Source organism: Rhizobium rhododendri (assembly GCF_007000325.2).
GTDB classification, from domain to species: Bacteria; Pseudomonadota; Alphaproteobacteria; order Rhizobiales; family Rhizobiaceae; genus Rhizobium; species Rhizobium rhododendri.
Genome location: NZ_CP117267.1, coordinates 694,653 through 707,204, shown reverse-complemented (window position 1 = coordinate 707,204; position 12,552 = coordinate 694,653). Strand labels below are relative to the sequence as shown.

At 63.3% G+C, this 12,552-nt stretch carries 11 protein-coding genes; 1 reads left to right on the top strand and 10 read right to left on the bottom strand.

Annotated elements, in window-relative coordinates:
• Nucleotides 1-24: 24 nt before the first annotated feature.
• The 4 genes from PR018_RS03535 to ccmI all read right to left on the bottom strand — a co-directional run bounded on the left by PR018_RS03535 (nt 25) and on the right by ccmI (nt 4,221).
• Nucleotides 25-447, bottom strand: a complete 423-nt coding sequence (locus tag PR018_RS03535; protein ID WP_142829848.1) for a cytochrome c-type biogenesis protein — start codon at nt 445-447, stop codon at nt 25-27.
• Nucleotides 448-623: 176 nt separating this feature from the next.
• Entirely contained in the window at nt 624-2,612 is a 1,989-nt protein-coding gene (locus tag PR018_RS03530; protein WP_142829850.1) for a heme lyase CcmF/NrfE family subunit, read from the bottom strand.
• Complete coding sequence (gene ccmE / locus PR018_RS03525; RefSeq protein ID WP_111220349.1) at nt 2,609-3,058, bottom strand: cytochrome c maturation protein CcmE; 450 nt, start codon at nt 3,056-3,058, stop codon at nt 2,609-2,611. Before ccmE ends, PR018_RS03530 begins: the two co-directional genes overlap by 4 nt.
• Nucleotides 3,055-4,221, bottom strand: coding sequence for a c-type cytochrome biogenesis protein CcmI (gene ccmI, locus PR018_RS03520; protein WP_142829852.1), 1,167 nt, complete (start codon nt 4,219-4,221; stop codon nt 3,055-3,057). The genes ccmE and ccmI overlap by 4 nt, the downstream gene beginning before the upstream one ends.
• Nucleotides 4,222-4,411: 190 nt before the next feature.
• Between ccmI and PR018_RS03515 the strand changes: the two genes are divergently transcribed.
• Nucleotides 4,412-5,317 (top strand): S66 peptidase family protein, encoded by a 906-nt coding sequence (locus PR018_RS03515; RefSeq protein ID WP_142829854.1) that lies wholly within the window; start codon nt 4,412-4,414, stop codon nt 5,315-5,317.
• A gap of 9 nt (nt 5,318-5,326) precedes the next feature.
• Here PR018_RS03515 and PR018_RS03510 read toward each other — a convergent pair whose 3' ends face one another.
• The 6 genes from PR018_RS03510 to PR018_RS03485 all read right to left on the bottom strand — a co-directional run bounded on the left by PR018_RS03510 (nt 5,327) and on the right by PR018_RS03485 (nt 12,418).
• Complete coding sequence (locus PR018_RS03510; RefSeq protein ID WP_142829856.1) at nt 5,327-5,755, bottom strand: hypothetical protein; 429 nt, start codon at nt 5,753-5,755, stop codon at nt 5,327-5,329.
• Nucleotides 5,756-5,858: 103 nt separating this feature from the next.
• Nucleotides 5,859-7,259, bottom strand: coding sequence for an ATP-binding protein (locus tag PR018_RS03505; protein ID WP_142829858.1), 1,401 nt, complete (start codon nt 7,257-7,259; stop codon nt 5,859-5,861).
• Nucleotides 7,249-7,920, bottom strand: a complete 672-nt coding sequence (locus PR018_RS03500; protein ID WP_111220345.1) for a response regulator transcription factor — start codon at nt 7,918-7,920, stop codon at nt 7,249-7,251. The genes PR018_RS03505 and PR018_RS03500 overlap by 11 nt, the downstream gene beginning before the upstream one ends.
• Before the next feature lie 47 nt (nt 7,921-7,967).
• Nucleotides 7,968-8,216: a hypothetical protein gene (locus PR018_RS03495; RefSeq protein ID WP_142829860.1), complete on the bottom strand. Its 249-nt coding sequence runs from the start codon at nt 8,214-8,216 to the stop codon at nt 7,968-7,970.
• A gap of 133 nt (nt 8,217-8,349) precedes the next feature.
• Nucleotides 8,350-8,562: a hypothetical protein gene (locus PR018_RS03490; RefSeq protein ID WP_142829862.1), complete on the bottom strand. Its 213-nt coding sequence runs from the start codon at nt 8,560-8,562 to the stop codon at nt 8,350-8,352.
• Between the two features lie 22 nt (nt 8,563-8,584).
• Entirely contained in the window at nt 8,585-12,418 is a 3,834-nt protein-coding gene (locus tag PR018_RS03485; protein ID WP_142829864.1) for a baseplate multidomain protein megatron, read from the bottom strand.
• Nucleotides 12,419-12,552: the final 134 nt, after the last annotated feature.

Sequence of the window (12,552 nt, the reverse complement as noted above, 5' to 3'; positions counted from 1 at the left end):
CGCCAAGGTGAAGAAACCGAAACGTTACTTGCCGAGCAATTCCTCGAGACGCGCTTCCTCGTCGGGAGTAAGACCTGTGCCAGTCGGCTTACCGCCACGGCGACGGACGAAAAGTGCCATGGCGAGGCCGCCGACGGCCAAGAGGACAATAGGGGCGCCCCAGAGCACATAGGTCTTTTCACTAAGCCGAGGCTTCAGCAGCACGAACTCGCCGTAGCGGGAAACGATGTAATCCAGCACTTGCCGGTCGCTGTCGCCATCCATCAGCCGCTTGCGCACCAGCAGGCGAAGGTCGCGGGCAAGATCCGCGTTGGAATCGTCGATCGACTGGTTCTGGCAGACCATGCAGCGCAGTTCGGTCGAGATCGCCCGCGCCCGCGCCTCGAGACCTGGATCGGGCAATACCTCGTCCGGATTGACGGCAAGGGCCGCCACGGGGAACAGCATGAGGACCAGGAGTATCGCGATTGCGGCGAGAGCCCCCCTCTGTCCCTTCGGGACATCTCCCCCACAAGGGGGGAGATTAGCCGAGACGTTAGAGCCAAATAGGGAAAAGAATGATCTCCCCCCCTGTGGGGGAGATGTCGGCGCAGCCGACAGAGGGGGGTATAACCCCCACGCTCTCATTCCGCCGGCTCCATCGCCACGCGCACAGGCTTGGCACGGCGGCTGGGGGCGCCGATGCGCAGGCGGCGGTCGCTAAGCGAGACCATGCCACCGAGTGCCATGATGATGGCGCCGCCCCAGATGCAGACGATCAACGGTTTCCACCAGATGCGCACGACAATGCTGCCATTGGCGCCGGCATCGCCGAGCGAGACGTAGAGTTGGCTGAGGCCGAAGGTCAGGATCCCGGCTTCGGTGGTGGCGCTCTTGCGGGCGGTGAAGATGCGTTTGGCCGACGAGACGGTGGCGACCGCGACGCCGCCGCGACTGACGGTGAAGGTGCCGCGATCCTCGGTAAAGTTGGGACCGATGCCGGGCTTCATGCCGTCGAAATGCAGGCTGTAGCCGCCGAGTTCCGTGGTTGAGCCGGGCTTCATGTCGAGGATGTTTTCAGTCTGGAAGGTGCTGACGGCGACGATGCCGAGAACGGTGACGCCAAGTCCGGCATGGGCGAGCGCCGAGCCGAAGGCGGATCGCGGCAGGCCGGCAAAACGCCGCCACGCCACGTCGGCGGCAACCTTGCCGATGCCGGCCCGGAACCAGAGGTCCGTGGCCGCGCCGAAAATCAGGAACAGGCCGGCGGCAAGGCCGAGAACGGCCATCACCGGCCCGCCATGCTGCACATAAAAGAGCACCAGCGCCGCGACGAAGGCAAGGCCCGCCGCCGTATAGAGCCGCTGGAAGGCGCCCAGCAGGTCGCCGCGCTTCCAGGCGAGCAGCGGTCCGAAGGGAACCGCCAGCAGCAGCGGGATCATCAATAGGCCGAAGGTCAGGTTGAAGAAGGGAGGGCCGACAGAGATCTTGTCGTCGGTCAGCGTTTCCAGCGCCAGCGGATAGAGCGTGCCGGTGAGCACCGTTCCGCAGGAGACTGTGAGAATGAGATTGTTCAGCACTAGCGCCCCTTCACGCGAGATCGGCGCGAACAGCCCACCGGACGTGAGGCGCGGGGCGCGGAAGGCGAACAGCGACAGCGCACCGCCGATGAAGATCAGCAGGATGCAGAGAATGAACACGCCGCGCGTCGGGTCGCTGGCAAAGGCGTGCACGGAGGTGAGAACCCCGGAGCGCACGAGGAACGTGCCGAGCAGCGACAGGGAGAAGGTCAGGATCGCCAGCAGCACCGTCCAGATCTTCAGCGCATCGCGCTTTTCCATGACCAGCGCCGAATGCAGCAGCGCGGTTCCGGCAAGCCACGGCATGAACGAGGCGTTCTCGACCGGATCCCAGAACCACCAGCCGCCCCAGCCGAGCTCGTAATAGGCCCAGTAGGACCCCATGGCGATGCCTGCCGTCAGGCAGATCCATGCCGCCAGCGTCCACGGCCGCACCCAGCGCGCCCAGGCCGCGTCGATGCGGCCCTCGATCAGCGCGGCGACGGCAAAGGAAAAACAGACGGAGAAGCCGACATAGCCGAGATAAAGCAGCGGCGGATGGATGGCGAGGCCGATGTCCTGCAGCACCGGGTTGAGATCCTTGCCCTCGGCCGGCGCCGGGTCGAGGCGGATAAAGGGATTGGAGGTCAAAAGGATGAAGAACAGGAATGCTACCGAAATCCACGCCTGAACGGACAATACGTTGGCTCGCAGCGTGTCCGGCAGATGGCGGCCGAACAGGGCGACGAGGGCGCTGAACAGGGCGAGGATCAGCAGCCAGAGCATCATCGATCCCTCGTGATTGCCCCAGACGCCGGACACCTTGAAGACCATCGGCACCAGCGAGTGGGAATTTTCCCAGACATTGGCGACCGAGAAGTCGGAGACGACATGGGCATAGGTCAGCACGCTGAACGAAAACGCGACCAGCGCAAACAGCAGGATCGAGCCCGGCCGCGCCACGTCCATCATTGCCTGATCGAGCCTGCGCGCACCGACCATCGGCAGTGTCGCGACAATGATGGCGGTGGCCAAGGCCAGAACCAGTGCGTAATGGCCGAGCTCGATGATCATTTGCTGGCTTCCTCGCCTTTCCAGACGCCGTCCTTCTTCAGGCGGTCGGCAACCTGCTTGGGCATGTAGCGCTCATCATGCTTGGCGAGCACCGTGTCGGCAACGAAAACATCGTCGCCCGGCTCGAAACGCCCCTCCGTGACGACGCCCTGCCCCTCTCGGAACAGATCGGGCAGGATGCCGGTATACCGGACCTTGATGGCGTCGCTGCCGTCGGTGACGGCAAACTGCACCGTCGTCCCCTCGCCGCGCACCACCGACCCCTCGCCGACCAGGCCGCCGAGCCGGATCAACGTGCCGGGCCCGACCGGCTTCTTGGCGAGGTCGCCGGGCATGTAGAAATAGGCGACTGACTGGCTGAAGGCGAACATCACCAGCAGCACGGCCGCGATGATGAAGCTCATGCCGCCACCGATGACGGCCAGGCGTTTCTGCTTGCGGGTCATGGCGTGGCACCTTCAAGAGGAAGACCCAGCTGGGTTGCAAGGGCGGCGAGTTGCTGGCCCTTCTCGCCGCTGGCCGGGAAAGCCACCAGTCCGCGTTTCAGCGCATCGGCCGCCCGCTCCCTGTCGTTCAGCACGGCATAGGATCGTATCAGCCGCATCCATCCTTCGAAATTGTACGGGTCCTGCCGGAGCTTGGCATCGAGCGTGTCGACCATGCCCCTGATCATCTGCTGGCGGTCGCCGGCGTCCATGGTCTGGGCAGCAGCAACCTGCGCGGCATCGGGGCCGCCGGGCGCCTTCGGGTCGGCACTCTTCGCGTCCGCAGTCTTCGGGGTTGAAGGCGTGCCGCCGTTCTTGGCGATATGCTCGTTGACAACAGGCAGCCAAGGGGCATCCGCCGGAGATTGGCTGGCGAGGGCGGTGAAGGCATTTCTCGCCTCTTCCGCCTTGCCTTCCTGCTCGAAAGCCAGCGCCAGGTAAAACTGGGCGCGCGGGTTGTCGGGCTGAAGCTGTATCGATTGCTGCAGCACTTCGCGGGCTTGTGCAGTGACCATGCCGTCGGAGGCAGCCATCAGTGTGTCGGCAAGGTTGCCAAGCCGATCGGGTGTCGGCCCCAGCAGCCTGATCGCGTTGCGATAGGCAACCTCGGCATCGAGCAGGCGCATCGTCCTGAAATAGATCGGCGCCAGAACATCCCAGCCTTTTCCGTCATCCGGGTGTTCTGCCAGATGGCGCTCGGCCTTGGCCACCAGAATGGCCATGTCGTTGCCGGGATTGTCGAGCCTCGCCTGGAGCGGCTGCGACGGGAGACCGGGATCGCCGGTCCGCAAGTAAAGACAGAGCCCGAGGGCAGGCAGAAGAACGATGATGAAAGCCTGCGCCAGCCGGTAGGTCTTGCGTCCGGTCTGTGCCGGCCGCGTCTTCTCGGGAGCAGCCGAGACTGCGAGCAGGCGGCGGCCGATTTCCGCCCGGGCGTAACCTGCCTGTTCGGCGGTAATCGCCCCTCCTGCGAGATCGCGGTCGAGTTCTGCAAGCTGGTCCCGGTATACGGCAGCTTCGCCCTCGCGGCCAAGCGCTACCGCCTGCGCGCCGCGCAACAACGGCCTGAGTAAAACAGCCCCGACACTGGCCGTCAGTACGGCGACGATGATCCAGAACAACATGGATTTCCAATACTTGAACGGCCAAGACATTCCAATCACCAAAGCGATAATCGCAGAGATTTGAGGCGATTGGTCGCAAGCATCCTAGAGGCGCAGTGAGGCGCAATCATGCCGGGATTTTGCAGCCGCTTGCCGGGCCGTATCATCGCCGCTAAGTCTTGTGCATCATTCGACGCGACGGGAGATACCGATGGCCGTCATCCCACCGACGCTGACGGTTGGCGACAGGGTCCGGCTCGTTTCGCCAGCCAGCCCTCCCGAGCGAGAAAGTGTGCTTGCCCAGACCGCGATCCTCGAAGGCTGGGGGCTGCAGGTCGAGTTCGGCGACCACATCTTCGATAAAAAAGGATATCTTGCCGGCGAAGACGACGACCGGCTGGCCGACGTCAACGCAGCATTCCAGGATCCTGGGATTCGCGCCATTTTCGCGACGCGGGGTGGCAAGGGCTCCTACCGCATCGCCGACCGTCTCGACTTCGACGCCGTCCGCAGGGATCCGAAATTCATGGTCGGCTTCAGCGACATCACCGCGCTGCATCTCAGCCTTTATCGCCACTGCGGCCTGGTCGGGCTTCACGGTGCCGTCATGCCAAATGCCGACGGAGCCTTCGATGCAGAAAATTGCGAGGCCATGCACGAGGCGCTGATGCTGCCGGGTCATGCCTCCATCTTCTCGCGACCGGACGAGTTGACTGCGGCGCTCACCACATCCGGCCATGTAAGGGGTCCGCTTATCGGCGGCAATCTCGATATGGTGGCAACGACTGCGGGCTGGGCACTGCCACCGCTGGCTGGCGCCATCCAGTTGCTAGAGGCAGTCAACATGATGCGTGGGCAGTTGGATCGCCAACTCACAATGCTCCGCAAGGCGGGACACCTTCAGGGCGTGGCCGGAATAGCGCTTGGCCAGTTCACCGGGTTCGAGACGCCGCGTGTAATGTCAGCCATCGATATTCTAAGGGAGCATCTCGAAACGCTCGGCGTTCCGGTTCTCGGCGGACTGCCGCTCGGGCACGGCATGTCGCCGCTCGTCGTTCCGATCGGCCGCGACGCTGTGCTGGACACAGAGAGCTTGACGCTCTCATTTCCCGACTAGACCGAAAACCTATTCCAGCGGTGTCCAGGTGCCGTTGTCGTTGCGGCAGGCGGAGCCGCGTGCGACGGTCTGCTTGCCGTCGACAGTGACAGTATGGGTGTACTGGCGGCAATTCTGCGATCCCACCTGGTAGGGCGCAGCGGCGACCACCTGGCCGCTCATCGTACGGCCGCTCCAGACCACCGGCTGGCCGCCCGGGGCTGCCTCCAGGGCGCGATATTCCGCTTCCAGCGCGCGCTGCTTGTCGCTGTCGCTCATCGTCAGCCCGGTATTGCCGATTATGCCACCGTCGAGCGCAGTAATGAAGGTCGCCGAGGAGTTGCTCTTGATCGGCGACAGGCGCGCCAGAGCGCCTTTTCCAGCTGTAGTGCTGCAGCCGGATAGGGACAGGGCGGCCAGGAGGGCGGCAGCGGTCAAAGAGGAAATGCCAAGCTTCATGCAACCGAACCAGAATTAACTGCCAAAAAAATAAAATATCGTTCCGTGGTCTCCACAGGGCATCCCCATGGCGCGTATGATCTTTCTGTCATCATGCCGTCTCTCACGCAACATCCTTTACGATGCCCGGCAGAATTAAGGCTGCCTGCAAACCACCCGCGCTGCCGCGCGAGAGGGTCAGCACTCCCTGATACTCCGCGGTGATCTCGCTGACGATCGACAGGCCAAGGCCTGTGCCGGGCTTCGTCTCGTCGAGACGGCGGCCGCGTTTCATCGCCTCGCGGATCTGATCGGGCTCCAGTCCCGGACCATCGTCCTCGACGGTAAGCGCGACCCAGTGGCGCCGGGCGGGATCGAGACCCTTCACGTCCGGGGCGGCCTCGCTGGCTGTGACAATCACCTTTGTCTTCGCAAAGCGGGCGGCGTTCTCGAGCAGATTGCCCACCGTTTCCTCCAGATCCTGCTGCTCCATCGCCAGCGCCAGACCGGGGGAGACAGTGAGCTGGAACTCGATCTCGGTATTCAGCCGCCGCATCACCCGAACCAGGCGCTCAAGCGCCGGCTCTACGTCGGTCCGGGCAAGTACCGATTCCCGCTGGGCTGCGATGCGGGCGCGGTTGAGGTAGGACTGCACCTGGCCCTGCATGGCCTCGGCCTGACCTTTGACGAGATCGCCATGCGACTGATCCAGCACGCGCGACTCGTTCAGCAGCACGGCGATCGGCGTCTTCAGCGAGTGGGCGAGATTGCCGACCTGCATGCGGGCCCGCTCGACGATGCGGCGATTGCTGTCGATCAGCGCATTGACTTCGTTGGCAAGCGGCAGGATTTCGCGTGGGAAATCGCCCTGCAGCCGCTCGCTTTCACCCGCCCTGATGCGCTCGAGAGCACCACGCGCCTCGTCGAGCGGCCTGAGGCCGTAAAGAATGGCAAGCGCGTTGACAATCAGGCTGCCGATCCCGAAGACGCCCAACGCTAGATAGAGGCTGTGGGAAAAGGTTTCGACATCGGCTTCGATGACGCCGATATTGCCGGTCACCCGGAACCGTGCCGCACGGCCATCCCCTTCGACGAACACGATCTCCGTCTCTGCCACCTGGACCCGGTTGCCGACGCTGTCGGTGACGATGTAGTACCGTTCGTAGGACTTGTTGAAAGGCGCTTCCATCACTGACAGGACCGGCAGGTTGACCGAACCCAGCGAGGGGGACACCAACGGCGCTGACGTGAAGGTGCCTAGCGGCTCAACGATCCAGTACCAGCCTGTCTTCGGCTGGGCATAGCGCAGGTCGCCGAGTTGTGGGTTGCCTGTCAGCGTGCCCTGTTCGCCGATAGTGACGGAATTGATGACGTTATTAAGCTGCGCCCGCAAGAGGTCTTGGAAACCGCGCTCCGCGCTATTTCGGTATAGGGTCGAGATGACGAAGCCGATGGCCACCAGCGCCATGGCAGACCAGATCGTGGTCAGCAGCAGGACGCGGGCGGTGAGAGACTTAATTATCATTGGTCGGCGCTTGAATACGATAGCCCAACCCCCGGACCGTTTCGATGAGATCAACTCCCATTTTCTTGCGCAAGCGGCCCACAAATACTTCTATGGTATTGGAATCGCGGTCGAAATCCTGATCGTACATGTGCTCGACGAGCTCGGTGCGCGAGACCACCTCGCCCTTGTGATGCATGAGATAGGCGAGCAGGCGATACTCGTGCGAGGTGAGTTTCAACGGCTTGCCATCGACGCTCGCCTTTGAGCTTTTGGTGTCGAGCCGCACCGGGCCGCAGGTGATTTCGGAGGAGGAATGGCCGGCAGCCCGCCGGATGAGCGCACGGATGCGGGCGAGCACTTCTTCCACATGGAATGGTTTGGCCACGTAGTCGTCGGCACCGGCGTCGATGCCGGCGACCTTGTCGCTCCAGCGGTCGCGGGCCGTCAGCAACAGCACCGGCATTCCCTTGCCGGACGCACGCCATTTTTCCAGCATGGTGATGCCGTCCATTTCCGGCAGGCCGATGTCGAGGATGATGGCGTCGTATGGCTCGGTATCGCCGAGATAGTGTCCCTCTTCACCATCGAAAGCGACATCGACGACGTAGCCGGCCTCTTTCAGCGCGTCGGCAAGCTGCCGGTTCAGTGTGACGTCGTCTTCAACTACGAGAATGCGCATGTTTCCGCCCAATTCCTAACGATTCGCGATACCTGACGAGGCTCCTCCTACATCGGAACCTTTACAGTCACCTTACGCGGGCGCTCCCCATTGCCCTGAACGAGAACTGTTATGACGCAGCTGTCGCCGGACGGCTGGACGGACAGAAGCTGCCCGCCGGTCTTCTCGACCACCTGCGACGCCGCATCGCTGCAATCCGACTTCGCTCGCGCGACAAGCGTCGGCGTCGTCACCGGCAACACAGCCGATCCCGCCATGATGGCGAGTACCGCTGCTACGCTCAAGGATGATGCCATGCTCATTAACTTCCGTGGGGGACAATAACGTGAGCGAATAGTTACTCAAAGCCGTCTGAATGGCAAATGAATGGGCATAGATATCCTGTGCCCATCCTGTATGGGGAACGGCATTCCCCGAAAGCAGCGTTGGCTAGCTGGCTTTGATCGCGGTGCTGGCAGCGATGCGGCCGTAGACTGCCAGCAATCCGCCCACTGCGCCGGCGATCGAAACGGCGGAGTTGACGATCGTCGCCTGGTCCGCCTCGCCAAGTTGAAGCCCCTTCATCTGCAGGACGGACGACCCGATCGCCAGCAACGCGCCCCAGATCGTCTTCGAATAGTACCAGTGTTTCCCGTCTTCCATGCTCTACTCCTCTGGTTGAAAACTAGACTGCCACGACGGCAGCGGCCGGAATGCCGATCGGCACCCGCTGGCCCATCTGCGAAATGACAATCTCAAGATGGGGCTGGGTCGCGCCGAAATCGGCGATCTCGTCGCCCGCCGAATAGGTCCATCCGGCCGTAACGACCTCGACCCGCCGTTTCAGCACCCCGCCCTGCATGAGATCGACACGGTAGCGCTCGGTCGGCTCGTCGAGGGCAATGTCGGACGGTATCCAGTTGTCCGCATCGATCCGCCCCCGGCGTATCCAGGTGAAGACAGCCGCCCCTTCCGCATTCCGGCTCCCGGCGATGTGGACCGGCGACAGCGGCGTCTCGGCGCGGATACCGCCTGCAAAGACGATGGGTCCTGCCCGGTCGTTCGATCCTGGCGCCTCGGCGATCCAGTTGAGGTGCAGGCCCATCTCGCCGCTGGCAAGGCCGAGCGGTTTGACGGCCGCGTCGAGTATGACGAACGGAGCATGTGTGGCAATGCCTGCCGCCGTAGCATCCTCCGTTCCCGCCAGCCCGCGCAGCAGGCCTGACAGCCGCCAGCGTTTAGCCGCAATTTCCTCCGCCTCGATGAACGCGCCGATTTCCCACATTCCCGGGACGCTCTGCACCGCAAAGCGATTGGCGCCGTTGAGCACCGAGATCTTCAGTGCCGACTCCAGCCCGCCATAGGCAAGATCGACGGTAAGCGACTGCGACCAGTCGAACCGACCGCTGACGCCGGGAAATAGTGGCGCCACGACCGAGCCTATCTTTGCCGGACGGTCGAGCATCACGCGCCGGGCAAACGCCTCGGTGGATGGTGACGAGGACAGGACGGTCGTGCGCCACGGTCGGGCGTAGACGGCACCGCATGCAAAATCGCTTGGCGAGCCGCTTTCGAACTGCGGCAGGTCCATCAGTTCGACGACAGGGGCAAAGACATCAGAGGCCGCCCCGCCGCCACTCGCCTTTACCGGCGTCGAGGCTGCGATCGCGCCGCCGCCAAGCGATGCGAACTCGCGCGCTTCGATACTTCGCGCGGCACCGTCCTCAATGCGGGTCACCAGGAAGCGGCCTTCGGGGCCATCTGCCATGGAAATCACATCGCCCGGCTGGAGGTGACTGGCTGTCGGCGAAAGCGACAGGGTGACCGAGCGGCGCGAGGCCCTGTTGTCGCGCAACAGATTTTCGGCTGCCTGCAGCGCCGCTTCCTCCGGCACGACGGCGCCGAGATCGTTGCGGAGCACGCGATTCGATGCAGAGGGTGCCCGCCTCGAGCGGACGCTGGCCTGCTCGTAGTCGGCCAGGGGGTCGTAGAAAGTGACGATGGCCTCGGCGGCGAAATCGCTGTCGTGGCCGCGCGTTTCCTGCCAGAGCGGCTGGCTTTCGACATCGACGACGGCGGAAATAAGAATGGGAGCCAGGCTGGCCGCAGCCCTCGAGCGAAACCGTAGCACAGGACCGTCCTCGATCACGTCGATCTGGAAGATCTCAAGGAGCGGCGTCAGCATGTCGCGAGCGGAGGTGACATCTCCCTGGGCATAGCCGGAGAGGTCTCCGCTCACCTCGGAAACATCGAAATCGGTGAAATTCTGATCCGTCAGGATGGCAGCGATAACGTCGGCTAGGGTGCCGGCGCCGAGCCGTCCGTTCAGCCAGTGCCCCGTCCGCCAGTTACTCCCATCGCTCCAAAGGCCGGTATCGACAGGGAAAGCAGGATAAGGCCGCGCATCCCAGGTCCAGACGAAAATACGATTGGGATCGACGACGCCGGAGCCGGCCCAGTGATCGTGGTGGGCCTCGAGAAAGCGGCGCTGAACGCTGTCGGCACGCATGCAGTTGGAGAAATAGGGCGCGGCAGATTCCACCGATTTCGGGTCGAGAAAGACGTTCGGCTGGTTGGCGCCCTTGTCCATTGCCGGGCATCCAAGTTCCGTCAGCCAAATCGGCTTTGCATGGGGTACCCAGGCTGTCGGCGTGGTGCGCTCGACACCCCCGACGCGCTCATAATGAAGGCTGCTCCACCAGCTACCGATATCCTTGTAGCGAAACACCCAGGGCTTTGCCGCAAGGCCGTCCGAAATCGCCGACCGGTCCCGCGCAATCCTGTCAGCGGCGCTTGAGTAGTACCAGTCGAAGCCTTCACCGCTGTCGATTGCCGCCGTCATGCCCGCAAGATCGTCCTGGATGCGGAAGCCGTCGGGATTGGCCTTTGCGAGGTCATCGTCGCGCCAGTCGGACAACGGCATGTAATTGTCGATGCCGACGGCGTCGATATCCGGCGAGGCCCACAGCGGGTCGAGATGGAAATAGACGTCGCCGGAGCCGTCGTCTGGATGGTAGCCGAAATATTCGCTCCAGTCGGCGCCATAGGTGAGCCTTGTCGCGGGGCCGACGATGGCACGGATGTCTGTCGCCATCGTCGCCAGAGCCTGTACGAAGGGAAAGCTGCCGCCGGCATCGCGCAGTTGCGTCAACCCACGAAGTTCCGAACCGATGATGAACCCGTCGACGCCACCCCCTGCAACAGCCAGATGGGCGTAGTGCAGCAGCATGCGGCGATAACCTTCGTCAGTGCCGTGATAGGCGACCGCCGCGCCGTCCATGGAAAAATCGGTTGAGGAGGCCGCGCCGCAAAAAGCTGCAACCTGTGCGCCCGTTACAGCTGTCCGGTCCACCGTGCCGGGCCTGCCGATCGCCGGGAAGGCGGTGATCCGGCCGCGCCACGGATAGGCCGCCTGCTCCCCTGCCCCTTCCGGATCCGGGAGCCCGTTGCCGAGCGGAATATCCATCATCAGGAACGGGTAGATGAAAACGCCCAGCCCGCGCTGCCTGAGATCGGCGATTGCCTGCAATACGCTGGCGTCATCCGGGGTGCCGCCATAAGCAGGCGTACCCTCGCTGAGGCTGATCAGATGGGCGTCCGCGCGGTTGATACCCGACACGGACCACCGACTGCTCTCGCTGTCACGGGCCAGCGTCTCCACGCCGGGAACGATGCGGCAGTGCCCGGCGCGCAGATCGGTGCCGAACCAGGCAACGACGAGTGCGACGCTTTTCAGATTGGGACATAGTGCCGTCAGTTCGTCGAGCGAGGCCTGCCAATCGGTCGTCGCTGTCAACACGTTGCGGTTGATGGCGCGCATGCTGCCGGCACCGGTTTTTTCGGTTACCCGGGTCGTGCTGTAACCGTGCTCTGTCGAGCCCGGAATGATCGTTACCGCGCGGATCTGCCGCTCCAGGCGCCCGATCGGCCGCACCACCTCGAACTGGAACAGCGGAATGCGATTACCGAATGTATCGAGTGGCAGTCGTTCGAAGACGACGTAGGCAATTCCCCGGTACGCCGGTGCATGGCCTGCGCCCTGCTTGGCCTCGATCAGCGGATCCGCCAGTTGGTCTTCGGAGCCTCTGTAGACGCGCATCTCGATCTGGGTCAGATCCACCTCCTTGCCATCCGCCCAGACGCGGCGGATGCAGGCGATGGGTCCCTCGCAAAGGCCGACGGCGAAGTTGGCGAAATAGCGGAATGTCTCGACACGCGACCCGGTCGACTTGCCGCCGGAGCGCTCGGTGGAGACCTCCTCCTCGAAACGGGTCGCCCATATCAAGGTGCCTCCCAGTCGTGCAGTGCCGTAGAGCCAGATGATTGCCGCCCCTTCGTCGGCACCCGGAATGCGCGCCGTCGCCATTCTCGCACCCGAAACGGTGCGGCTGCCGTTGATCAGCGCCTTATCGACGACGCTGCCCGCCAACGCACCTGCGGCCCTGCCGATCATCGCGCCGACCGGTCCGAAAACACTACCGAGAGCAGCACCCGCCGCCTGAAAGAGGATGGTTGCCATGAACATCTCGCTGAGTTGGACAAGGGAGGTCAGCGCCGGGAAATCCCGCGCTTGAAAATACCCTTTTAAATTGTATTGTCGTCAAAGATCGGGAGCAGAAGCAGAAAGCGTCGTACCAGCCGGCGCGTCGGCGA